This window comes from Vibrio sp. 10N.239.311.G01, from assembly GCF_041465805.1.
Classification (GTDB): Bacteria; Pseudomonadota; Gammaproteobacteria; order Enterobacterales; family Vibrionaceae; genus Vibrio; species Vibrio crassostreae_C.
In genome coordinates this window covers 1-25,162 of sequence record NZ_JBFSRM010000025.1, presented here as the reverse complement: position 1 = coordinate 25,162, position 25,162 = coordinate 1, and the positions used below count along the sequence as shown (strand labels likewise).

The window sequence follows — 25,162 nt, the reverse complement described above, 5'->3', positions numbered from 1 at the left end:
AACATACTCATATATGGATATGCACATATCTTAGATATAAAAAAACGCACGTCAAGGCGTGCGTTTCAATTGTCATAAAAGTTTAACGAAGAAATATCAGAGCTTGTTGGTCACGGTATGGCTCCAACGGCGCGCTTCAGTAAGCTCCGTTTTAACCTGATCCACGCTTAATCCTAAATCGGCGCAGTGCTCATCAATCTGTTGCCAATCGGCATGCTCAAAGCTCTCTTCAAGTGCGAGCAAGGTACCATATGGCCCTTCTCTACGTAATAGAGCAACCTTGATACTTTTACACAGCGGCAACTGCTCGACTAAGTTATCTAACGACAAGTCCAACAGAGCATCCAACAAGGAGAATAAGCCAATCATAAAGGCCTGTTCTCTATACCCTTCAAATGCCTGATAGCGAGACATACGCTGACAGAACTGAGCTCGCTGTAGAGACAATCCATACAGCTCTTTAGGCTTTTTATCGGACACATAAGAGGCGACGGCTAACGAGACAAACATTTTCAGTTTCTCTTGACCTAGATATACCAAAGCCTGACGAAAAGAAGAGATGGTAACTTCAAGGCGCGGCGACATAGTATTCACAAAACGCAGCAGCTTATATGAGAGCGCCACATCTTTCGCGACAATGCTCTCCACCCGTTGAAAGTCCACATCGGGCTTACACACTTCTTGAAACAGCTCCATAGCAATCACTTGCTCAGGGCTAATGTATTTACTCTTGATGATTTCCGGTTTATTGAAAAAGTAACCTTGGAAAAACTTAAAGCCAGCCTCTTTGGCTTGCTGGAATTCTTGTTCGGTCTCAACGCGCTCCGCCAAAAAGCTAAACTTTTTCCCTTGATGCGCCCTAACCAAATCACACGCTTCATCCAAACCCATCTGCATAATATCGAGCTTTACGATATGCGTGTATTTAAGGAAACGTTCCCATTCTGGGGTCGAAGTAAAATCATCTAGGGCAATCATGTAACCCGCTTGGTAAAGGTCTTTAACCGCTTCCAACAATTCATCTGTTGGTTTACAGGTTTCCAGAATCTCTACCACCACCTTATCTTTCGGCAAACTTAAGGGCAGTCGACGAATCAAACTTTGATAAGGGAAGTTGATAAAGCAGCGTGAAGATGGAATAGAAGGGTTAAGACCAACAGACAAGAAGTTCTCAACAATCAGACGATACGTTGCTCGATTAGACTCAATATGCGCTGGGTACGCATTCTTTTCTCCATCGCGAAATAACAACTCATAGCCGAGTGTATTCCTCTTGCGATTTAAGATAGGTTGTCGAGCAACGTATGTAGCGGTCATTTCTTGATAACTCTGATTGGTTTAACTATAACTCAGTCGCTTAATCTAAGCTTTCGCGGCAGCTAGCAAAGCACCGCAGCCCATGAACATACCACCAAATATTTTATTTATCTTACCCATTATGCGATCAGAGCGAATAAAACGTCCCATTTGTGACGCTAATGAGGTGTAACCCAACATAACAACGCTATCAATGAATACTGTCGTCACACCTAGCACTAATAACTGAGGTGCTTGAGGTTGTGTAGGGTCAATAAACTGAGGAAACAAAGCCACCAAAAACACGATTGATTTCGGGTTAGTTAGGTTGATAAGCACAGCGTTTCTCAGCAGTTTGCCACTCGACAGAGTAGAGCTTTCTTCAGATGCTACTAGGCTCGAGCTATCACGCCACTTTTGAATACCTAACCAAAGTAAGTACACCACGCCGACCCACTTAATGATGGTGAACGCCAACGCAGACTTAGCAACGAGTGCACCGATACCCGCGCCCACCAGCATAATGTGAAACGCAAGACCAAGCTGTAAGCCAACAATTGATGCGAGTGACTTTTTAGTGCCATAGCTAAGCCCATTACTGATTGAGTTAACGGTACCCGAGCCCGGAGCCAAGCTAAACAAAATCGCTGTGACAACATAAGCAAGCCAAACATGAGTATCCATTTGCATTTCCTTACTAGTTCTTTAATCTAACAACATTAGTAGCAATAAAGCTCTCACACGCATCAGTTCAGGTAATTTCCCATGGAAAACCACAGCGAAGCCACCTTCCCTTACACTCAAGAACCTCAGTTCGATCATGCGATTAAACACCCGATCAACGCTCTTTGGCAACAAAGAAAAGAGGGGTTTTTAACATCGTCTGGTAAAAAGAAACTGTACTGGTGCAGCCTCACCTCAGAAAAGCACAGCAAAGCTATTGTGATTTCAAATGGCCGTATCGAATGCTGCCAAAAATACCAAGAAATCTTTTATGATTTTTATCAACAAGGCTATGACGTTTATTCATTTGACCACCAAGGTCAAGGCCAGTCTGAACGTATGGTAACAGACTCTGACATTGGTCACATTCATGAGTTTGATGATTATGCATTTGACATGTCTGACGTCATTGCCAGTTTTGATCTCAGTAAGTATTCCAATCGCTACCTGCTCGCACACTCAATGGGCAGCACCATAGCCACTCGCTACCTACAAACCCATCCAGACCACCCGTTTGATAAGGTGACTCTGTGCGCTCCGATGTTTGGTATCAATACCGAGTGGTACCTGAAACCTATCGCGATGATCGTTGGACAAGTGCTTACCGCTTTTTATGCCAAGCCAACTTACGCGCCGGGCCAGCAAGCATATTATTCGAAGCCTTTTGAAAACAACTTACTGAGCCACAGTAAGGTTCGCTATCAGTGGTTCCGCCGCTTATATGACGAGTCTCCATCTTTGCAGGTGGGTGGACCAAGCACGCGTTGGGTGTGGCAAGGGTTAATGGCCGCCAAGCAAGCAATTCAACAAACTCGTCAAATCAAGATCCCTCTGCTATTGATTCAAGCTGGGGATGAAAAGATTGTCAGTAACAGTGCTCAAGTAAAGTTCATCTCTAAGCTGAAGAAAACCAACTCTGATTGTCAGTTTAAGTTGATTGAGGGTTCTAGGCATGAGGTGTTGTTTGAGCAGGATGAATATCGCAATCAAACACTGGATGCGATCAATCAGTTTTTCGCCTAGAGCTAATAGGCTAAGCAACCTACCAAGAAAATAAGCGCTAAAGAGGAAGAGAAGTAAGTGAGCTTTGCCCTCTTTTCTTGCATGAATTTGGCATACAATTTCTACCTAGAGATATTGTAGTTAAAACGATTCTAGCGCTGGCTAGCGTCAATATTGGTTAAGCATTTTGCAATGAGGGTTAAATGAGTATTCCTGCACTAAAAGATTCCGTGAAGATTGTTGCTTCTGATTTAGATGGTACGCTTTTGGCTCCCAACCATCAGCTAAGCGACTTTACCAAGCTAACGCTTAAGAAATTACACGACCAAGGTTATACCTTCATCTTCGCTACGGGTCGTCACCACGTCGATGTGGCGGGTATTCGTCAGATAGCAGGTATTCCGGCGTACATGATCACTTCAAACGGTGCACGCGTGCATGACCAAAACGATCAACTGATGTATAGCCAGAACGTACCTCAGGAACTCGTTCAGCCAGTTATTGATATTGTGCGCCAAGATCCAAACCTCTTTATTCACATGTACCAGAATGAAGATTGGTTACTAGACCGTGAAGATGAAATGTTGGCTAAATTCCACAGTGAGTCTGGCTTTAGCTACAAGCGCTTTGAAGCTGAAAACGCACCAAGCGAAGGCATCGCGAAAGTCTTCTTCACACATCCAGAACAAGACCACGAATATCTCGTCACGTTTGAACAAAAGCTAAGAGATGCTTTTGGCGACAAACTGAACATCGCCTTCTCTACACCTTGGTGTCTGGAAGTGATGGCAGCTGAAGTCTCTAAAGGCCACGCTCTAGACGCTGTTGCAAAATCACTAAACCTGACTCTGGATAACTGTGTTGCCTTTGGTGATGGCATGAACGACGCTGAAATGCTGGCTATGGCGGGTAAAGGTCTAATCATGGGTACATCACATGAGAAAGTGATGAAAGCACTACCTGACAATGAAGTGATTGGCAGTAACGCAGACGATGCCGTTGCTCACTACCTAGAAAAGCATCTGCTCTAATCTCGCTCGTTGAACAGATCTGAATAAATAAAAAGGCAGCCAACTGGCTGCCTTTTTTGAACCTTACGTAAAAAGCTCTCTCTAACGCTATCGAGAACCTAACACTTCTTTGCTTAAGATTGCCTGCCACTCTTGTTCGGTAACCGGCATGATCGATAAGCGATTACCGCGTTTCACCAAGGGCATTTCGGAGAGTTCAGGCATGGCTTTAAGCGTAACCAAAGGAATCAAGCGCTCAGTCACTCGCACAAACTCGACATCCACCATGATCCAGCGTGGGTTATCGGGTGAAGACTTAGGATCGTAGTAATCACTCTCAGGGTCGAACTGAAAGTGGTCTGGGTAGGCTTCTCTGGTTACTTTAGCGATCCCCGCTACGCCAACTTTTTTACATGATGAGTGGTATATCATCACCAGATCGCCAAGCTTGACGTCATCACGCATCATGTTTCGAGCCTGATAGTTGCGTACACCCTCCCAACAAGAGGTTTTTTGTACTCTAAGAGTCTGAATAGAGAAGGTGTCGGGTTCTGTTTTAAATAACCAATATGCCATAATAAATCCAATTAACGGTTGCTCCGAGGAAGATATAACATGAAGGTAATGAAAAACCCAGTGACATGGCTAGTCGCGTTCGCTCTACAAGGCTGTGTTACGGCACCTGATACGCCGCAACAACCTGAACAGCCCCCAGCAAACTTGGATGAGCCACTGAGCATTCAACCGCAAACCTTCATCATGCGTGGTCAGGTGGTGGTTGGCCATGAAAGCCGAACCTTCACTCCTTGCGGTAGCCAACAACAATACTGGTTAGACTTATCTCCAGAGTTAGCGTTAGAAGCACAAGGGCTCTCAACGAGACCTTACCAAGCCTTATATGGCGAGCTGATTGGTCACCTAACCGTGCCGAGCCAAACGGGTTATAACGCAGATTTCACAGCGCGTTTCGTGGTTGACCAAGTGAACATCCTAACCGCAGAGAACCCAGATCGCTGCGTCCAACCGCTGCGCTCAACACGAGTATTTGGTAATGAACCCTTCTGGTCAGCAACCTTCGATAAAGACCAGCTGAAATACACCAAGATGGGCGAACAGCCACAGACCCTCGATATTGAATCAAGCCGCACCACATCGAGCAGCCGTGACTACCAATTAGAAGGTGAAGCTGCACAAGGCAAACTCAACCTTACGAAAGAGAGCTGTAGCGACGGCATGAGCGATTCTATCTATGGATGGCATGCCAAGCTTAACCTCAATGACAGTAACTACAATGGCTGTGCGACGGTCTCTAACCAAGATCCAACGCTGGACTGGAGCGGACTCTACTTCGCTAGCTCAACGCAAAACTCAGGGTTCTCTATCAACCTTGAACTCAACAATGACCACAGTGCTATCACGACTTATTCATACAGCAATGGAGACCCTTCTATTGTTGAACAAGGCTTCTGGCAGCAACTGAACCAAAATCAGGTACAAGTGGTTATGACTCGCCACCAGCAACAATATTTGATCTCCGAGCGCATCTTCACACTCGATAATGGCAAGCTAATCGCTGAAAAAGAGAAAGTGGGCAACGTGGTGTATCCGATTGCCAATGGCGGTCTGGTGCTATTCGAAGCTAAGGGTGCGCAAGCACAAGTAAACACCACCACTAACGTTGATCTAACCGCAAAGCAGGTGAACTCCAGCGATCAACTTGATCCAAAAGTCGACCAAGCGATCCGCGAATACTTTAAGATCAACAACAGCTCACCTGACGACACTAAATACCGCTGGTTAACCTACGACCTCAACGGCGACGGTAAAGAAGAGCTGTTCGCCCAACTCGATTGGTGTGGTTCTGGTGGCTGTACACTGCTAATTTTCGAAAACCATCAAGATAACTGGCGCTTCAATAGCCGAGTGACACTGGTTAAGGGCGACATACGCTTAGGTAAATCGCAAAACCACGGCTGGCAGGATCTGATCTTCAATGTCAGTGGCGGCGGTGCAACACCGGCGAAACACACACTTTCATACTCTGGTGTCAGCTACCCGCTAAACCCAAGTGTCGCTCCAGTTGCAGATGATGCTGATATCAGCGACGTGGTTTTGTTTGCTGATGGTATCTCACCCGCACAAAGTGGAGTTAAGTTGTAAACATGAGTAACCAACAAGCTTGCCATGGTTGTAGCTTCACTCACCAATGTATTTGTCACCTGATACCTAGTGTCGCAAGCCAAATCGATCTTGTACTGCTCACTCATGAGAATGAACTGTCACGCGATACCAATACAGGGAAGCTGCTTCAGCAATCCCTTGATCAGTGTCAGTCCATTGTATGGCAAAGGAAAACACCACCAGCGGAGCTCATCGCACTGCTTGACGATGAAACACGACAACCGTTTCTTTTATTCCCAAGTGATCAAAGTGTCGAGTGCCAGCAAGCTGTAATGACCCAAGCCCAGAGCCGTAAGCCGCTATTCATCATCTTGGATGGCACATGGCAAGAAGCGAAGAAGATGCTTAACAAGAGCTCGTGGTTACAAGCCGTTCCGCAAGTTCACCTCGATATTACCAGCGAATCTTCATACACCTTGCGCCGCAACCAAGACAGTGGCCACTTGTGTACTTGTGAAGTGGGTATTGAGTTACTCAAATCTTTAGGTGAAAGTGAATCTGCCAAGCTCATTGATGACTACTACCAGCATTATCTAAAAGTGTTCCACGCCGACAAGTGTGGCCACGCCCTCAAATAGACCAAGCAGGCGCGCGGGAAGGTAAAAACACATTTCGGGACGAGACAGACACTAAAAACAAAAAGGGTGAACCATAAGCTCACCCTTTTTACATCGTATTTTCGTTATTGAGCCAACCAGTGTTTCACGTGAAACGCTCGCTCCATCAAAACAAACGCTGAGGTTGACCAAAGTAATACCCTTGCAAGTAATCGACCCCCATGTCTTCAGCAATACGGCACACCTGCTCATTATGAACGAACTCCGCCACCGTCTTAGCATTCAGAATCTGGCATAAGCTCACCAACTGCTGAGCGATCTTGCGCTGCTTTTTATCTTTATCAATATTGCGAATCAAACTGCCATCAAGCTTGATCACCTGTGGTTCTAGCTTCAATATCTCATCAATGTTCGAATAGCCCGAACCAAAGTCATCAACAATAATATTCACACCAAGATCGCGGAAGTGATTACACACCTCAATCAAGCGACCGTAATCCTGAATTTGTTCCGTTTCTAACACCTCCAAGCCAATACGCTGTGGGTGACTGATTTTCTTGATCGCTTGTTCAAGGTGAAGAATGGTTTTCTCATTGCTGAAATCTTGTGGCGCTAAATTAATTGAGAACGAATCGGTTCGCTGACTCATAAAATCGAAGGTGCGCGTTACCATCTGACGACTGAGGCGTGTATAGAGATGGGTTCCTTCAATGATTGGCAAGAACTTACCCGGTGCAATTAACTGACCGTCCTCTTCAATTCGAACCAAACACTCGTAGCTCTCTACCTGATGACTATGTGCTGAAACTATGGGCTGAGAGCACGCCACAATATTCTGATTAAGCACCGCGCGACTCACGCACGACAGCCAACCAAGTTGCTCTTGGCGATGCTTCTCCAATTGAATGAGTGCCTTGGCGCTCACTAGGTGCTTGTTCTGGCTGACAGCGCTGCGCCTCGCATCAATCGCCTTCAACAATAAGTCATCAATAGAGGTAGTCGGGAAATCTCGACGGCTGGCGATACCCGCACAGATAGACACCGACAAGTAATCAATATCGGGTAAACCGGTAGGCTCAAAATTCACATGCTCGGTTTGATCGGCAAATTCCGAGAATCGCTGATGAATATGTTCTTGGCTCGCCCAACTATCAAACACCACCGCCCACTCACCAATACCGATACTGTAGAGCTGACAGCCCTCATCAAAGAACTGCCACAGCGCCTTTTGAAAGTACTCACTCAAATCATGCAGAAGCTTGTCACCTACTCGATAACCATACTTCTCATTGATCTGACCAAAGGTCGTGACCTTCAAAGCTAGTAAGTGGCTATCACTGCTCATCTTCGACAGTTTCTCACGCAGCACACTTCGATTGGGTAAACCTGTACGGTGATCAATTCGATAGCTTGCCGTCAATGCAGTGGCTTGCTGCTGAATCTTACTCGCCATACTGTTATTCATATCATCGACATCAAGCAGTGCATTTCGGATCAATGAAAACAGAGGGGATATATTGGTAGCGGGTTGTGTCTCTAATGGCAATACTGCCTTACCCTCACCCTCTCTAAGCGCAAGGTAAGTGAGGCTATGGTGCAAGATTCGCTGTTGGCTATTCTCTTGATAAAGTTCTCCTATGCAGTAAACGCCATAGCTGTCGGCCAATTTTTGGAAAACCTCTACCTCTTGGTTGCCATCGATAAAGTCGATGCGAGAGGTGCAGTTGTAAATGAAGAACTGTTCTGGCCTATGAGAGGCGATCTGCTGCACGCCCAGTCGTATCTGCTCTAAGGTCAGTGATGGATGGTCATAACAAAACCGGACCTCATCGCCCACTTGGAACAGGCCGCTGAATTCTATCTCTCCACTTTCCGTTACCTTGAGCGGTAAGTGAATGTTTTGCTCTTTCGGGTCACCGACCATCAAGGGAAAGTTATGCAGTTGCTCAAAAGGCACTTCGAGGCCATCAGCGAGGTAACGATTGTAGAGTTCGCGAACAGGCATCCCATCCAGTTCCAACAACCGGTTCTCTTGAGCACCTGTCACTCGAAAAGTTCGACCAATCGGATTCCATTCAGTGTAGTAACCCTTAGCGATGGAGAGCTCAACACTGTGCAGCGCCAACATCACATAGGCATTTTCATAGCAAATGCCGTCTAACATCACCCATCGCCCATTATCTGTGATGGTCGATGCACCGCCACAGATCGGTAATGAATACATCGACTGCTCAAACGCTGAAAATAGATCTCGGTTATTTATCTGCAAGCGGTCTGCGAAACAGATGATGCTTTGAGTATTATCATTGCACTCAAGCTGTTGCCACATAGCGTGGCTATCGAGCAATGGTTGTTCGCTATATTCGACAACACCACAAGAGTAAGACGTCGCGTCAAAGCGGGTAACAATCAGATAAAGACCTTGGTGCAGGATGACACCTTGACTAATGTAGTGGTTAGCACTGCAACCAATCAATTTGGCATTGGGAAAAGTCGATTGAATCACTTGGCAGGCAGCCAAAACAGAACCTTTCTCGAAAGACGAAAACACCTGAATCAGTAGGCTTTCATGTTGATGAAAATCTATCTTTTCCAATTCACGTTGGGTTTGCTCAATGTCTTGTATCAGGAGAGAAGTCGACTGCATATTCACATTAATCGTTACGTTAATGATTTATTATTGTGCTTATTATAGATAAGGCTTGCACGGAATACTTGCGATCGCGTTATGAATAATGTGACCTTAGTTAGACATCATTCATTCCGCCAAAAAGCAGTCATTAATGGCGGCGCAGTACTTTTATAGCCAGTCGTTACACAATGCGGGAAGCTTTAACTGCTAAAACAGTCGCTTAGGCTCACCGAAGTAGTAACCCTGCAGATAATCGACACCCATTTGCTCTGCTATCTCACAAACCTGTTGGTTATGGACAAATTCAGCGACCGTTTTGGCATTGAACACTTGGCACAAACGAATCAACTGAGAGGCTATGTTTCTTTGTTTTTGATCTTTGTCGATATTACGAATCAAGCTACCGTCGAGCTTAATGATCTGTGGCTCAAGCTTAATGATTTCCTCGATGTTGGAGTAACCAGAGCCAAAGTCATCAACAATGATTCTCGCCCCAAGCGCACGGAAGTGATCACACACCTCAATCATGCGGCCATAATCTTTAATCTGTTCAGACTCGAGAACTTCTAAACCAAGTCGAGTAGGATCGTTCATACCACTGATCGCAGCCTCAAGGACCTCGAGCGTCTTATCGCTCAACAAATCTTGTGGGGATAGATTGATAGAAAATGAGCTCTGCTTATCCGCCATATAGCCAATAGTGCTCTTAATCATGTGTCGACTAAGGCGCGTGTAAAGATGGGTGTCAGCAATGATAGGTAAGAACTTTCCTGGTGGCACAATAGTACCGTCCGACTCCATGATTCTGACCAAACACTCTTGGCCAATCATTTCGTGCGTAACCGACTCCACAATCGGCTGGGAATAAGTGATGATGTTCTGATCTAAAATCGCACGACTTACACAGCTCAGCCAGCCTAGTTGCTCTTTGCGATCTTCTTCACTCACCTGAATGTCTTTAGCATTGGTGATGTGGGTATTGTTACGTACTCCATAACGTCGAGCTTCGATCGCTTTCAATAAGATCTGGTCACCACTGTCGGTTAAGAAGTCACAACGACTAGCAAAGCCGCCACACAGAGAAACTGACAGGTAATCAATATCAGCCAAACCATATGGCTCAAAATTTATGTGTTCGATGTCATCGGCGAACTCAACGAAACCTTCTTTTATTTTCGTACTACCAACACTAGCATTGAAGATAATCGCCCACTCTCCAACACCAATACTGAATAGCTCTACCTTCACGCGAGGCTCTTTAACCACACGAAGCTGTAATCGCTCGATAAAGTGATTAGACAGATCGAGTAGCAGCTGATCCCCCACTTGATAACCATACTTCTCGTTAACCTGATGGAAGTTGGTTAGCTTTAAGGTCAGCAGATGTTCACTGAACAGAATCGTATTGAGGCGCTCTTTCAGTACGATACGGTTCGGCAAACCAGTACGCGAGTCAATGCGATAGCTTTCGGTTAAGCGACGCGCTTGTTGATGGAGTTTCTTTTCCATCTGAGTATTCATACTGTCGAGATCAGCGACTGCATTTCTGACTAGGTTAAGCAATGGCGACACGGTTGAGCCACACTGAAAGTCTTCGCAATGAAACTCTTTAATCTCGTCAGACTCGCGCATAGCGATATAAGTCAAGCTGTGGTGCAGTATCTCTTGGCGGTCTTCATTACGGTATAGCTCCCCCATGCAGTAGGCACCACATGTATTCACTATCCCTTCAAATGGCTTGAGCTCAAGTTTACTGTCGATAAATTCAAGTCGAGATACGCAGTTATAAATGATCACCGATTCAGGCTGATGCATGGCTAGCATCTCGGCACCGTGGTGCACCTTTTCTGCAGTGAGCGATGGGTGGTTATAACAAAACTGCGCCTCTTCACCGACATGCCAAGGGCTATCAAACTCAATACTGCCATCATCATTAATACGTAGCGGCGTCGAGATACCCTTCTTTCTGCCAAGTTCTCGATAAAGTGGAAAGCTCATCAGTTGACTAAAAGGAAGGTCTTTGCCATCCGCAAGGTAATGTTTGAATACTTCAATAGCCGGCTTGTCGTTCAATGCGTATAAGCGATTTCCGATTGCGTGTGTGACTCGTAGCTTCATCCCAATCGGGTTCCACTCAGAGTACGCGTCCGACCAAACCTTCAATCTTGGGTTAGTCAGAGCCACAGCAACACAGGCGTGCTGGTAGGTTTGCTCGTTATACATAACCCAACGGCCAAATTCATTCTCATGGCACAGTCCACCAGCTATCGGCAAGGCGTAAGGCAAATTTTCAAAAGCGCTATAAATAGGATAATCACGCCCTTCAACCTGATCGCACAAGCTGATGACCGTTTTGGTTTCTTCTGTAAGGCGCAGCTGAAAAGCTAAGTCTTGGCTGTCTTGATTTGGATTGCCGGAAAAAGGCTGGACCGCAGAGGTTAGATGGGTTTCGTTGAACTCACTGATGATGACTAAGGTGCATGCACTTTCAAGGCAATTATCACAGATAACATGACGAGCACTCTGGCCAATTAGCGTCGCATTATTTAAACGATTGAGGGCAACACCCGCGATTTGACGAGCTAGATCTGAAGATTGAGCTGAGAAAATTTGAATAAGGTACTGTTTGCTGTCACACCATTCTCGCTGATCAAATTGAGCTCTAAATAACGCCTCAGTATTTGCGAGAAATGTAAATGTTTGCATGCCAACCCTTGTTCAAAATCGAGTGAAGTAACAACCCGCAACCACTGCTATGACTGAAATGAATCGATAAAAAGTAGTCGCCAATTATCCTAGCCTAATCAGGCCTTTATAGGCGACTAATGTAACAATTCAATAGCATAAATGCGACACAATAAGCTTCCCGAGCCATTAAATTAGTCGCATAAGATCGCTAAGTTGGTCTATTTCAACATCAGGGAGCACACTCGCCTTCGGGGAGCGGTATAAATTGGAACCAGTGTCATTAAACCAGCACGCTTGGAAGCCATTTTGCTTGGCTCCATAGACATCCGTTTTGAGGTGATCGCCAACATGAAGAATATTCTCAGCGTCACAACCTAGGTGTTGCTGAGCTTTTTCAAACATATCTGGATAGGGTTTTGCTCTGCCATCAGGGCCGGCTTTAAGGATTAATTGAAAGTACAGCCCTAAGCCAATTTTGTGTGGATCGACATTGCCATTGGTAATCGCAACCAGAGGAATACGTTGGCTAAGTTCAGTCATCACTCGATGCGTTTCTTGAGGGACATCGACTTGATTACGCAACCACAAGGCATGCTCAATGCCCTCTCGAGCCGCTTGCTCTGCTTGCTGCAGAGAGTAACCCAATTGCAGCAAACCACTCTTAATCTGAGTTTCACGCCACACGGTGACATCATGTTTCAAAGCTGGGTTTTCAGATGCGACTTGCTGCTTAATGCCCTGCCACTCTTCAAGCGATAAAGAAGCCGACACTGAGTGCTTTTGATAAAGCCACTGTGCCATCTCTTTCTCAACCTTCATGATCACAGGCCAGTTGTCATACAGGGTGTCATCCAAGTCAAAGGTCATGGCTTTGATGGGCTTCAACCCTCGATAAATTCGCATAGTAAACCCTTTAATCTAATCTTTATTCTTCTTACGAGCTCTCGGGTGAGCCTGATCATAAGCTTGTGCTAAGTGTTGGAAATCTAAGTGGGTATACACTTGGGTCGTCGAGATGTTTTCATGGCCAAGCAACTCTTGCACAGCACGAAGATTTTGGCTCGATTCCAGCACATGCGTTGCAAAGGAGTGACGCAGTTTATGCGGGCTGATGTGGCTCGCGACAGATTGCTTCTTGCCCCACTCTTCCATGCGCTTTTGCACGCTGCGGTGAGAGATACGAGTCCCGAGCTTAGAGACAAACAGCGCGGTTTCACCCGGTGAAGCCAATTCACCACGAACTTTGAGCCATTTATCGACCCACTCTTTAGCTAAACCAGAAAAAGGCGCTTTGCGTTCTTTGTCGCCTTTACCAATCACTCGGATTTCGCCTTGTCGACCCAACACATCTTTCAGATTGATGCCGACCAGTTCTGCCAGTCGTAATCCAGCACCATACATCACCTCCATCATCGCTCGATCACGAATCGACAATGGATCGTCCTCATTCACATCAAGCAGTTGACCCACTTCATCAACATCGAGGTTTTTAGGCAAAGGGCGTTGTTTGCGAGGTGCAGAGACACCTTTGGCTGGATTGGCGGTCATTTCGCCACGCAACACAAGGAAATCAAAGAAGCTGCGCAGTGACGATAAGCGCGTTGCAATGCTGCTCGCTTTCATTCCCTCACGCATGCCTTTACTGGCCAGTTGTCTGACCCACGCCGCATCGACTTGACCCCAATCCTTTAGCCCTAGAGTGACTAAATGACCGGCCATGGTTTCAAGTTGTTGTTTGTAATTACGTTGGGTGTGTAGGCTGAGTCCCTTCTCGCTTCGGAGATATTCATAGAAGCGAGAAAGTGGCTTTTGAAGGCTGTTAGGAAGAGGTATTTTGGGCTCTAGGCTCATTATTTATCTGCCAAGGTAAGGTGTCCGCCAAATGAGCGACAACAAGTGCTAAATGGCGTAAAAAGAGCGTATCCATATGGGGTTGGAAATGTCCGCCATCTTCACTAGAAAAGGCGAGCAAACCCAATGGAGACGGCTTAGCAAGCGGTAGTACTACATAAGAGCCTAGCTCTGGAACTGGATAATCACCAAACAAATCGTGTCTGTCGGCTTTTCTCAAGCGTCCAAGATAAGCATCTTTGCCATTGAAATGGTTAAGCGAAAACTTAGAGTAACCCTCAGCACTCAACTGATAAAAGCCAGATTGCGAAAGAATACGAACATGAGCCTTAAGCCCAAGATCTAACGCTTTTTGTTCAACGGCTTTTATCACCTGCATGAAGTCACTGCATTTCAGCACTTGCGCTTGCAGATCCATAAACTCATAGAAGGTTTTATCGTTATTTGCTGCCAACGACATCAAGCCAGTGATCTCTTCTTCAAGCTCTTCGATTCGATGACGTTGGCGTTTAAGCTGAACCTCAACCAGAGAAACAGCGCCCTGCTCAACGTTATTGATAGCAAGGCGATCAACCAAATCTTTTCGGTCTTGGAAAAAATCTGGGTTATCACGTAAATATTCCGCGACCACTTCTGCGGTGAGTGCGTCGGCTTCAACGTAAGACAAAACCTATCCTTTATTTTTATGAATATATTTGTTTTGGGTCGTTATTAGCAAGAAAGTTGACCATCAAACACATGCGTTGCAGGACCGGTCATAAACAGAGGTTTACCCGGGCCTTGCCAGCTAATGTGTAAGTCACCGCCTGGTAGACGAACCTTCACATTCTCAGCCAGTAAGCCTTGAGTGATACCCACTGCAACTGCGCCACACGCTCCGCTGCCACATGCCTGAGTTTCACCCGCGCCGCGTTCGTAAACACGTAGACGAACTTCTTCACGGTTAACGACCTGCATAAAGCCAGCATTAACACGCTCAGGGAAACGTTCATGTGATTCAAGTAGTGGGCCTAAGGTGTCCACATCAGCCGTGTCGACGTCATCAACCACGGTAACCACATGTGGGTTACCCATGCTTACCGCACCACAGAATAAGGTGTGTACATCCGTTCTTAGGATATACGTCTTCTCTGGCTGCTTGGCCTTGAATGGAATCTTGCCGGGTTCGAACTCAGGAATGCCCATGTTCACCGTGATCAGGTCATTCTCTTCAATCTTGAGAACCATTTTACCTTTCTTGGTACTCACGTTGATGCTGTACTTATTCGTTAAGCCTTTCATGCGAACGAATCGTGCAAAACAACGTGCACCATTGCCACACTGCTCCACTTCACTGCCATCCGCATTGAATATGCGGTAATGGAAATCAGTTTCTGGATCATAGGGAGCCTCAACCACAAGTAGCTGATCAAAGCCCACACCAGTGTGACGATCCGCCAAACGACGGATCAAATCTGGAGAAAAGAAAATATTTTGAGTAATGCAGTCCACGACCATGAAATCATTGCCCAAACCATGCATTTTAGAAAAGTGGAAGTGCATAACGCTTAAAATTACTCCGGAAGAATGTTTTCAAGTTCCCACAGACTCGTAAGCTCTTCACGCTGACGAACCAAGTGAGTTTTATCGCCATCCACCATCACTTCAGCCGCACGCGAACGAGTGTTGTAGTTAGATGACATCGCGAAGCCATAAGCACCCGCTGAACGAACTGCTAGCAGATCACCTTCTTCAAGAACAAGGTCACGATCTTTACCTAGGAAATCGCCTGTCTCACAGATTGGGCCAACCAAATCGTAAGTCACAGCTTCACCCTGACGAGGGCTAACAGGAACAATATCCTGCCAAGCTTGATAAAGTGCTGGGCGCATTAGATCGTTCATTGCTGCATCGATGATGGCAAAGTTCTTGTGCTCTGTTGGCTTGAGGAACTCGACTTTCGTTAATAATACACCAGCGTTAGCAGCAATCGCTCTTCCAGGCTCGAAAATCAGCTCTAGATCAGAATGATTGTCTAAGCGAGCCAATAAAGCTTTCGCGTAGTCAGAAGGCTGTGGTGGTAATTCATCACGATAAACCACACCCAAGCCGCCACCGACATCAAGGTGTTTGATGTTGATACCGTTAGCACGTAGCTGGTCGATCAGCGCAAGTAGGCGATCGGTTGCATCGATGAAAGGTTCGATATCCGTTAACTGAGAACCAATGTGGCAATCAATACCATGGATAGACAAGTTATCGAGTGTTTTTGCAAACTCATAGACAGCAGGAGCACGGTCGAAAGCGATACCAAACTTGTTATCACGCAGACCTGTAGAGATATAAGGGTGAGTGTTGGCATCAACGTCTGGGTTGATACGCAGTGAAATCGGCGCTTTAACACCAAGCTCACCAGCCACTTTATTCAGTCGCTCTAGTTCTGGTTCTGACTCTACGTTGAAACACTTAATGTTCAACTCAAGCGCACGCTTCATTTCAGCGGCTGTTTTACCGACACCAGAGAATACAACTTTTGCTGGATCGCCACCGGCAGCAACCACACGCTCTAGCTCACCGCCAGAAACGATATCGAAACCTGAGCCCAAACGAGCCAAAGTATTCAACACGCCAAGGTTTGAGTTAGCTTTAACGGCATAGCACACCAAGTGCGGATGCTCACCAACCGATGAATCAAACGCATTCCAGTGGCGTTCTAATGTTGCACGAGAATATACATACAGCGGTGTACCATATTGCTCTGCTAGTTGTGAAAGTGCGACGTCCTCAGCCCAAAGCTGGCCATCTTCCTGATAGTTGAAGTAATCCAAAGTTCTTATCCCTTATAAATAACGATTTCTGCGTGTTTTCACTTATTGTGATTGTTCGGTTTGCTGAACTTCATCAGGATCGTACAAAGGACCCGTTTGACCACAACCAGAAAGTCCAATAACGGACAGCATAAATAGAGCAGTAATTAATTTTTTCATTTTGCATATCGTGATTATTAACTCAATGCCCCCTATAATCGCACCACACTCAGGAAAAGCAATAGGATAGAAAGGATGAACGAGACTGAATTTCATCAGCTGGTCGATATACAGATGCAAAACATCGAAGAAGCTATCGATGAATCAGAGGCAGATATTGATTACGAAGTGACTGGTAACGTGATGACGCTGGAGTTTGAGAACCGCAGCCAAATCATCATTAACCGCCAAGAACCAATGAAAGAAATCTGGTTAGCGTCTAAATCTGGTGGCTTTCACTTCAAGCTAGTTGACGACAAGTGGACATGTTCAAAGACGGGCATGGAGCTGTTTGAGATGGTTAAAGAAGAATGCGTGAAGCACGCAGGTGAAGCGATCGATTGGGTCTAATCATTTGTAAGCAAAACTAAAAAGGAGTGAATCAATCACTCCTTTTTTAATATCAATCAGTCTTAGTAAGACTAGATGTTGACTATCTTTGAGCTCCGAGAAGCTAAAGTTGCATCGTTACGATAAGGCACAACGTAGGAATTGCCTTCTTCAGGATGAACGATTTGGTAGTACTGAGGTAGATTAAAGTTAATCAACTTAGACGACATCTTCGACTCATCTTTTACCGACGTGTAGAATGAATTCACGCTCGCGATCATCTCATCTTTTTCACCGCTGTACTGGTGGTAGACCTCAACTTGGTTCGACTCGTCCAATACATAAATATTGAAGCCCTTGTCGGTATCTTCGAAGAAGAACTGAATTAAGCCCTCACTTGCAAAACCATCAACCACTTCTGGTAGCTGATACTCTTGCTCTTTATCGAGCATCAGTAAAGGTGAGCCCTTCAGCTTATTGGTTGAAATGCTACGGTAGAAATCGACCGAGTTTTCCAACATCTGTACCGACACACCACGACGCTCGAAGAACAGGCCAAACATCTTATTGGCTAAACGAATAGCCTTAAAGCGGCGGCGCTTCTCGGGTTCAATTGGTTTCAATCGTAAGTCGATACACTCTGCAAGCAGTTGATACACCATGTTACGCATCACACCACGCAGGTTTTTGCTGTAACAGAACACATCAACCGATTCTGGCGGTAAAGCATCTTGGTGCATTTTGCCAAGCACCGTCTTCAGCGCATCCAGCATTGCCGTATCACCTTGGAAATGCAGCGTACGTACTTCATGCCAAGAGTTACGATAAACTAAGTCGACACTGCCGACTAAGCTCTTACCTTCCTCACCAAAGCTGAAGATATCGGCGTTCTTGAGGTCCACTTTTAATGCACGACCACTTAATTCAGACGTCGGGTCATTTTCAAAGTTGATGAACATCGCTAGCTGGCTTATCTCACACGGGCTCGCCAGTGCTTGCATACTTGGGCGACGCTTACGCAAAGAAAACGTATTACGCAGGTCGCTCACCATTTGATAGAACTTATCGATATCGATGTGAGCGTCACGTACCACAGAGTGCAAACGTGTCGACTCGGTAATCAAGCCATTAAAAAACGACCATGCTACCAACTTACTCAAGTACTCATGGTGCTCTAGAGAAGGCTGACCAAGAATGCGGTGTGCAACCAGTGGCTGCTTATACAAGTACCAACCTGCTTTATTCGACTGACCCTGACGAACTTCGATGAAGCTCAAGTCGGGTTCATGCAGATCCGGAGAGATTTGTGGGTTCAGCAGTGTCACTTTACCTGGCAATACCTCAAACGCAGCGTAAAGCTTACGTGCCAAGATGCTGATATCTTGTGGACTGATTGCCGAAGTGATGTCGTTACGACGCGCAAATTGAATCAGATTACGGTAGCTCAGCATCAAGGCATCAAGCAGTGCATGGTGCACCACTTTAACCTGCTCAACCTTCCAGTTACGGCGGTTATCGAGCTCAGCAATGGTTTCATGTCCCCAATTCCAAGACTTAGTCATCTCAGTCAAGGCTTCACGACGCCACGCAACAGAACCAATGCCCGCATCTCGTGACAGCTTCTCGTGGGTCTTAAGATAAAAACAGCGTCTTACCAAGTCCAATCGAGTGTGGTCGTTAATGCGTTCTAGATAGCGCGTTACCTTTTCAAGCATCAGATAGTAGCTATCCATGCCATACAGATCCGGTTCATCCGCAAAGAAGCGGCGCTTGGTATCAATACTCAGCAGTTGGGTGTTTGGGTATTCCCACGAATAGGCCTCTAACAGGATCGCCTTCAAAACCGATTTATACGGTGAGTCGATACTCTTATAGAGCTGCCACAGGTTTGAACCAAAGTACTCTTCAGCGGGAATACGATTCAGCTTGCCGAAATCGATCCACTGCGAGCAATCAAGATAACCATCCTGACACAAACCTTGAACATACTCGTCGTAACACTCTTCCATTTCTGGCGGAATGATTTGCCACAACAAACGCTGACCAGCTAAACGAACCGCAGAGCGATAAAACTCATCAAGCAATAATAAGTGCTGTGAAGAACCACAGTTATCGCCGGTCATCTCTTCTGAATGGTTCGAACGGAAACGCTCTTCATCCATCAAGAAGAAGTTCGCTTCTACTCCCAAGGTTTCAGCCCAATCGGTAATCAAGAGACACTTGTTGGTTAGGCTATCGCGAGAGGCGCCATCCATATCCGGGGAAACACACACCCAGATATCAAGATCACTTGAAGTGCTTTGACCAATAGAAGAAGTACTACCCATGGTGTACAAGCCAAGGATTGCTGGTTCATCCGTCTCGGTGAGTTTGCCACCCAGCGTTAATTCGGTATCAGAGACAAATTGCTTTTGGAATTCATTAAGCGTGAAGCTACGAATTCCAAAAGGAACTTTTTGGTCATAATAACCAGGCATCATCGGGTGATTGAAGTGAAGCAGTGCGGGAATAAGGTTGAATACTCGCTGGCCTTGCACATTCATCAACGCCAACGCACGATCAATGCGCTGCTGATTTAGATTGTCTAATCGTTGAATCAAAGTTTGAGTGTAAGCCTGCAAGGTAAGTCCTTGGTTTGAGGTTAAGTGCAGTTCTGTTTAGTTACTGAACGAAAGGAGCAACAAAACGTGATCAATTTAACACTTTTACCCTTAATGGTAAAGCAAAGGAACCCGTCATACTGGTCAATTCCTTGATGACAGAAAGTTAAACTCACGGCGCCGTAGTGTCCTCTTTATTGACTATTTCTAATAATAGCCCATGTTTCAAATGAGATACTAATCACACTATTTTGGTGAACTCATGAAAATCTCTCAGCTATCAAAGTATGGAATGATCAAACAGTAAGAATTCTCGCCTCATAATGGTAGGATTAGGCTATTACAGAACCTATATCGGAAACACCATGACAAATTCAGCACCAATCCGTATCGCGACCAGAAAAAGCCCTCTTGCCCTTTGGCAGGCATACTTTGTAAGGGATGCACTGCAAGCTGCTCACCCTGGTTTAGAGGTTGAGTTGGTAACTATGGTGACCAAAGGTGACATCATCCTAGACACTCCGCTTGCTAAAGTGGGTGGTAAAGGACTGTTCGTTAAAGAACTTGAAGTAGCCATGCTAGAAGGTCGTGCTGACCTAGCGGTTCACTCAATGAAAGATGTACCTGTCGACTTCCCTGAAGGTCTAGGTCTGGTAACAATTTGTGAGCGCGAAGATCCGCGTGACGCTTTCGTATCAAACACTTACAACAACATCGACGAACTCCCACAAGGTGCTGTCGTGGGTACGTGCAGTCTGCGTCGCCAATGCCAACTGTTAGAATACCGCCCAGATCTGATCATCAAAGAGCTGCGCGGCAACGTTGGTACTCGTCTAGGTAAACTCGATGATGGTCAATACGATGCGATCGTACTGGCTGCTGCAGGTCTTAAACGTCTAGAGCTAGAAGAGCGTATTCGTAGCTTCATCGAACCAGAGCAGTCTCTCCCTGCTGTTGGCCAAGGCGCTGTTGGTATTGAGTGTCGCCTTGATGACGAGCGTCTGATTAAACTCCTTGAACCACTGAATCATAAAGACACGGCTGATCGTGTACTGTGCGAACGTGCAATGAACCTTACCCTAGAAGGTGGCTGTCAGGTTCCTATCGGCAGCTACTCATTATTAGATGGCGAAAACATCTGGCTACGTGCATTAGTTGGTGAACCGGACGGTTCTAAGATGGTTCGTGGTGAGATCTCTGGCCCTCGCAAAGATGCAGAAGCACTTGGCGTGACTCTGGCAAATCAATTGCTGGATGATGGCGCGAGAGAAATCTTAACCAAGCTCTACGTTGACCAAGAATAATCATGACAGTGTTGGTGACTCGTCCCGGTTCAGAGGGACAATCGCTTTGCCAACAACTAGCGGATGAAGGGGTTCAAGCAATCCATCATCCGCTGATTCGTATCGTGGATAATCCCAACTCTGCGGATTTAAGCACCCAGCTTAATAACAGCGATATCATTATTGCAGTCAGTCACCACGCCGTGGCGGCTGCCCAAAGCATCCTTTCAAAAACCTCATCCATTTGGCCTACTTCGCCGCTTTATCTTGGCGTTGGTCAAAAAACTGCGCACGTTTTAAGCAAAGTCTGTAAACAAAAAGTAAACTATCCTCAAGTTAGTGATAGTGAACATCTTCTTAAACTTACTGAACTTAATGGCGTAGAAAATAAGTCCATTTTGATACTACGTGGCAATGGTGGGCGTGAGCTCATTAGAGATTCTCTACTCAATCGAGGTGCACAAGTCTCTTATTGTGAGACCTACCGTAGAGAATATATTCCTATTAGCGACCACAATACCTATCAAACATGGATAAACAAAAAAACGTCCAAAGTTGTCATCACTAGTCAGGAACAATTGGAGTATCTCTGCTCAATTACCCCTGATGAGTATTTGGCTTGGCTTTCAACAAGACATCTATTTGTCCCAAGCCAGCGCATTGTAGAACGAGCACAACAACTCGGCTTCTCGAATGTGACCAATACTCACAGTGCTACGAACCAAATATTACTGGCTGCTCTCCGGCCCTAGCTAGAAACAGGAAATAAGCATGACAAGCAAAAAAAATAATGAGCATATTGAACCTGAAAAGAAACAAGATACTCAGCCAGTAGTTGTTGAAAACGAAAAAGCTGACTCTACAGAGACAAAACAACCTGAACAGAAGCTTGATGCCTCTGCTTCAAATACCGCTAAAAATGAGCAGCCTCAAGCTGAGCATAAAGAGCAAATAGAGAAAGCAGAAAAGCAAGGTAAGCGCGGTGTCAAACTAGGCGCTATTGCGATCGCTATTTCAATTATCTTCAGTGGCGGTATCGCATTTCAAATGCAGCAAAAGAGCGCTGAATACTCGGCTCAAATAGCCGCTCTTCAAGCACAACTTCAAAATACCCAATCTGCGGTAAATAAAGACCTACAAACCATCAAGCAAGAGACTATCCAAGAAGCCTCACACGCGGTGGAGAAAACTCAGGTCGTGCAATCTCAACAGCAGAAGAGCATTCAAAGCCTGCAGTTAGCAGTGGCTGACGTGAAAGGTCGCCGCCCGAATGACTGGTTACTTGCCGAAGCCGATTACCTTGTGAAACTAGCAGGACGTAAACTGTTCCTCGAGCATGATGCCGTTAGCGCAACCAAGTTAATGGAAAGCGCCGATCAACGTATCGCAGCACTGAATGACCCGAGCTTAGTGTCACTGCGTCAATCAATGACCAATGACATTACCAAGCTTCGCACTATTCCTCTGATCGACCGTGACGGCTTAGTTCTGCGTATCACAAGCTTGCAACAGCAAGTCGATACACTGCCGCTTGCCAATGCGACTCTTCCGGAAGCTGCGGTTGTTGAGAAAAAAGCGGTATCGCAAGATATTAATGATTGGCAGAACAACCTGATGACGTCGATGAAAGACTTCTCAGAAAACTTCATTACCTTCCGTAGTCGTGATGGCGAAGTTATCCCTCTACTCTCTCCTGAACAACACTTCTACCTGCGTGAAAACATCAAAGGTAAATTAGAAACCGCGATTCGCGCCGTCTACAAAGAACAAGGTGAACTCTATAGCGCAGCTCTTAATACCGCTAGCGAGTGGTCGAAAGCTTATCTAAATCAAGATAACAACTCAGTGATTGAATTTGAGAAAGCGATTAAACAGCTAAGTGAACAGAACATCTCTGTGAAATACCCTGTAAAGCTTGAGTCTCAAAATGAGTTGTCAGATGTGATACGTGAGCGCCTACGTCGTGAAGTCACCGTTATGACCACGGAGGAAAAATAATGATTCGTTGGATTTTTCTTTTTCTCGTTCTAGGTGCTGGGTTAATTGTTGGTACTCAGTTCTCTGGTCAACAAGGCTACGTTCTGATCTCAATTGCGAATAAGACCATTGAGATGAGCGTGACAACACTGGTTATCTTCGTCATCGCTCTTCTAGCGGCTCTATTCGGCTTAGAGTACCTATTTAAAAAGCTTATGTACGCGAGCTCGACAACTTGGAATTGGTTCAGTGTTCGTAAATTGAAACGCTCTCGTCGTTATACCAATGAAGGCATCATCAAGCTGCTTGAAGGTGACTGGAAAGGCGCTGAGAAGAAGGTAACACGTTGGGCTAACCATCACGACATGCCTCTACTTTGTTATTTAGTCGCTTCTCAAGCGGCGCACGAACAAGGTAATACAAGTGAGCGTGATAAGTACATCGAGCTTGCTAGCCAGCAGGACGACTCTCTACTGGCTGTTGAGCTAACTAAAGCAAAACAACAGATCAGTGAGTCGAACTACGAAGCCGCATTCGATACACTTTCGACCTTAAAAGGTACACACCCTAATAACACCGCTGTACTTGGCCTATTAAAAGCCACTTACTTGCAACTGAAGTTATGGCAGCCATTGCTAGAGTTAACGCCTAAATTAGTTAAGAACAAACTTCTAACAGCTGATGAGCAACGTGAATTAGAACAGAAAGCACAATGTGGATTACTTCATGATGTAGCTCAACAACAAGGTAGCGAAGGTTTAATCAGCCATTGGAACAAGCTTTCAAGAAAGCAGAAACAAAGTTCGCACCTTGTATCTTGCTTTGTGAAGCAACTGATCGCTCGCAAAGCTGACTCAGAAGCGTTCACAGTGATCAAAGAGAACATTGCGAAGAGTGGTTCAAATGAGCTCTACATGTTGCTTCCAGAGTTGAATCTAGCCGATCACCACCCAGTAGTGGTCATGCTAGAACGTGCAATCAGTAAAGACAGTGGTAATGCCGAAGCACACAGCGCTCTGGCTCAGTTCTACTTAAGAAAGCAGAAGTGGGCGGAAGCACAAAGCCACTTCGAAAAAGCCCTAGCACTTCGCTCAAATGTTTCAGATTACGGATATCTATCTGACGCCCTAGAGAAGCAAAACTTAACGAAAGCAGCTCACGAGGTTTCTCGTAAAGCGCTCGCTCTAGTTCAACCCGCTTAATTCAAAGTGACTCAAACTAAGCCGATGTCTAACATCGGCTTTTTTGTATCTGTTACTTATCCCTAGATAACTTCTACAATACCTATAAACCAAACGCCTCGAACCCTACCCATCCAATGCTACCAAACCAACTAATCATGAAATTGCTCAATCGGGCCTCTCAAACAGACGGAGAACGACTATAATTATGTCTGTACGTAGTTTTACCATTCTTATAAACAACCCCAGAGAAGAGACTCAGGAAGAGCCATAGAGAAAAGTGACACCTTTAAGCCCAAGATTAAATGAGTCTCACCTTGAAAGAAGGCGTTTAAAGATATTTACCCGCAGACAGATACCCACTTTAAATCACGCTGAATTAACAATTAAATAGACATCAATGTTCCAACTATAAACCGTTATAACCGGGGAGTTCACGTAACTGCCTGTAGATTCATCTATTAAGTAGAAGGGATATAGCAAGAGTTACCGACCAACAAAACCTTGTTATTAGAAACGAGGCATTTTTATCAGCCAGTTCAAATTGGTAGGAGATAGAGCTTTCAAGACGCTCTGGAAAAGTTAATCATCGAATCAATAGCCACAAATATAAACCTACGTAATCAAGCGCTGTTAGAGAGAGCAGAGCTTGATAATAAATGTCGGAATATCAGAGCTCGAGATCATCGAACGGAGAACGCTTCTACAAAACTCGAAGACGAATACTAAACTCAGATACTGGAAACGACGAAAGCCTAGTCGTCAGACTAGGCTTTCTGATATGTGCCGGAATAATACCAATTAAAGTAAAAATGTGATCTAATTAAGATTGATGAATTATTGTGA

At 45.5% G+C, this 25,162-nt stretch carries 21 protein-coding genes; 9 read left to right on the top strand and 12 right to left on the bottom strand.

The genetic code is table 11. The features are described 5' to 3' along the window. Positions 1 to 96 precede the first annotated feature (96 nt). The gene (locus AB6D06_RS17730; protein ID WP_017061025.1) at positions 97 to 1,317 is read right to left on the bottom strand and encodes an EAL and HDOD domain-containing protein; all 1,221 of its coding nucleotides are present in this window, start codon (positions 1,315 to 1,317) and stop codon (positions 97 to 99) included. 45 nt (positions 1,318 to 1,362) lie between these two features. Continuing rightward, positions 1,363 to 1,980, bottom strand: a complete 618-nt coding sequence (rhtB, locus tag AB6D06_RS17725) for a homoserine/homoserine lactone efflux protein (RefSeq protein WP_017061024.1) — start codon at positions 1,978 to 1,980, stop codon at positions 1,363 to 1,365. 81 nt (positions 1,981 to 2,061) lie between these two features. Here rhtB and AB6D06_RS17720 point away from each other — a divergent pair, with 81 nt between their 5' ends. After that, positions 2,062 to 3,042, top strand: a complete 981-nt coding sequence (locus AB6D06_RS17720) for an alpha/beta fold hydrolase (protein WP_372101086.1) — start codon at positions 2,062 to 2,064, stop codon at positions 3,040 to 3,042. Between the two features lie 182 nt (positions 3,043 to 3,224). Next, entirely contained in the window at positions 3,225 to 4,052 is an 828-nt protein-coding gene (locus tag AB6D06_RS17715) for a Cof-type HAD-IIB family hydrolase (RefSeq protein WP_017061022.1), read from the top strand. Between the two features lie 87 nt (positions 4,053 to 4,139). Here AB6D06_RS17715 and AB6D06_RS17710 read toward each other — a convergent pair whose 3' ends face one another. Beyond that, positions 4,140 to 4,607 carry an EVE domain-containing protein gene (locus tag AB6D06_RS17710; RefSeq protein ID WP_017061021.1) on the bottom strand — a complete coding sequence of 156 codons (468 nt, stop codon included), beginning with the start codon at positions 4,605 to 4,607 and terminating at the stop codon, positions 4,140 to 4,142. A 39-nt stretch (positions 4,608 to 4,646) separates the two neighbouring features. Between AB6D06_RS17710 and AB6D06_RS17705 the strand changes: the two genes are divergently transcribed. Both AB6D06_RS17705 and AB6D06_RS17700 read left to right on the top strand, forming a co-directional pair. Then, a complete protein-coding gene (locus AB6D06_RS17705) occupies positions 4,647 to 6,191 on the top strand; it encodes a COG3650 family protein (protein WP_372101084.1) in 1,545 nt (514 codons plus the stop codon). A gap of 2 nt (positions 6,192 to 6,193) precedes the next feature. Beyond that, positions 6,194 to 6,790 (top strand): tRNA-uridine aminocarboxypropyltransferase, encoded by a 597-nt coding sequence (locus AB6D06_RS17700; RefSeq protein ID WP_017061019.1) that lies wholly within the window; start codon positions 6,194 to 6,196, stop codon positions 6,788 to 6,790. 145 nt (positions 6,791 to 6,935) lie between these two features. Here AB6D06_RS17700 and AB6D06_RS17695 read toward each other — a convergent pair whose 3' ends face one another. From AB6D06_RS17695 to lptM, 8 genes are all read right to left on the bottom strand, one after another. Continuing rightward, on the bottom strand, positions 6,936 to 9,416 hold the full coding sequence (locus AB6D06_RS17695) for an EAL domain-containing protein (protein WP_372111198.1): 2,481 nt from the start codon (positions 9,414 to 9,416) through the stop codon (positions 6,936 to 6,938). Between the two features lie 192 nt (positions 9,417 to 9,608). After that, on the bottom strand, positions 9,609 to 12,107 hold the full coding sequence (locus tag AB6D06_RS17690; protein WP_017071799.1) for an EAL domain-containing protein: 2,499 nt from the start codon (positions 12,105 to 12,107) through the stop codon (positions 9,609 to 9,611). Positions 12,108 to 12,275: 168 nt separating this feature from the next. Continuing rightward, the gene (gene yigB / locus AB6D06_RS17685; RefSeq protein WP_371725446.1) at positions 12,276 to 12,992 is read right to left on the bottom strand and encodes a 5-amino-6-(5-phospho-D-ribitylamino)uracil phosphatase YigB; all 717 of its coding nucleotides are present in this window, start codon (positions 12,990 to 12,992) and stop codon (positions 12,276 to 12,278) included. A gap of 15 nt (positions 12,993 to 13,007) precedes the next feature. Further along, positions 13,008 to 13,940, bottom strand: coding sequence for a tyrosine recombinase XerC (gene xerC, locus AB6D06_RS17680; protein ID WP_017061015.1), 933 nt, complete (start codon positions 13,938 to 13,940; stop codon positions 13,008 to 13,010). Then, positions 13,909 to 14,607 (bottom strand): DUF484 family protein, encoded by a 699-nt coding sequence (locus AB6D06_RS17675; RefSeq protein WP_372101080.1) that lies wholly within the window; start codon positions 14,605 to 14,607, stop codon positions 13,909 to 13,911. Before AB6D06_RS17675 ends, xerC begins: the two co-directional genes overlap by 32 nt. 44 nt (positions 14,608 to 14,651) lie before the next feature. Beyond that, entirely contained in the window at positions 14,652 to 15,482 is an 831-nt protein-coding gene (dapF, locus tag AB6D06_RS17670) for a diaminopimelate epimerase (protein WP_017061013.1), read from the bottom strand. Positions 15,483 to 15,493: 11 nt separating this feature from the next. Continuing rightward, positions 15,494 to 16,747 (bottom strand): diaminopimelate decarboxylase, encoded by a 1,254-nt coding sequence (gene lysA / locus AB6D06_RS17665; protein ID WP_017061012.1) that lies wholly within the window; start codon positions 16,745 to 16,747, stop codon positions 15,494 to 15,496. Between the two features lie 42 nt (positions 16,748 to 16,789). Beyond that, positions 16,790 to 16,906: an LPS translocon maturation chaperone LptM gene (gene lptM, locus AB6D06_RS22505; protein WP_063524726.1), complete on the bottom strand. Its 117-nt coding sequence runs from the start codon at positions 16,904 to 16,906 to the stop codon at positions 16,790 to 16,792. A 75-nt stretch (positions 16,907 to 16,981) separates the two neighbouring features. Here lptM and cyaY point away from each other — a divergent pair, with 75 nt between their 5' ends. Continuing rightward, complete coding sequence (gene cyaY, locus AB6D06_RS17655; RefSeq protein WP_017061010.1) at positions 16,982 to 17,296, top strand: iron donor protein CyaY; 315 nt, start codon at positions 16,982 to 16,984, stop codon at positions 17,294 to 17,296. A 71-nt stretch (positions 17,297 to 17,367) separates the two neighbouring features. On the opposite strand, the gene AB6D06_RS17650 is transcribed toward cyaY, so the two are convergent. Next, a complete protein-coding gene (locus AB6D06_RS17650) occupies positions 17,368 to 19,896 on the bottom strand; it encodes a class I adenylate cyclase (protein WP_372083416.1) in 2,529 nt (842 codons plus the stop codon). 344 nt (positions 19,897 to 20,240) lie between these two features. Between AB6D06_RS17650 and hemC the strand changes: the two genes are divergently transcribed. From hemC to AB6D06_RS17630, 4 genes are read left to right on the top strand one after another with little or no spacing between them, the layout of a single operon-like run. Continuing rightward, the gene (hemC, locus tag AB6D06_RS17645) at positions 20,241 to 21,179 is read left to right on the top strand and encodes a hydroxymethylbilane synthase (RefSeq protein ID WP_017061008.1); all 939 of its coding nucleotides are present in this window, start codon (positions 20,241 to 20,243) and stop codon (positions 21,177 to 21,179) included. 2 nt (positions 21,180 to 21,181) lie between these two features. Then, positions 21,182 to 21,910: a uroporphyrinogen-III synthase gene (locus tag AB6D06_RS17640; protein ID WP_017061007.1), complete on the top strand. Its 729-nt coding sequence runs from the start codon at positions 21,182 to 21,184 to the stop codon at positions 21,908 to 21,910. Positions 21,911 to 21,929: 19 nt separating this feature from the next. After that, entirely contained in the window at positions 21,930 to 23,156 is a 1,227-nt protein-coding gene (locus tag AB6D06_RS17635; RefSeq protein ID WP_372101079.1) for a uroporphyrinogen-III C-methyltransferase, read from the top strand. Then, entirely contained in the window at positions 23,156 to 24,337 is a 1,182-nt protein-coding gene (locus AB6D06_RS17630; protein WP_372101077.1) for a heme biosynthesis protein HemY, read from the top strand. Before AB6D06_RS17635 ends, AB6D06_RS17630 begins: the two co-directional genes overlap by 1 nt. Positions 24,338 to 25,162 lie beyond the last annotated feature (825 nt).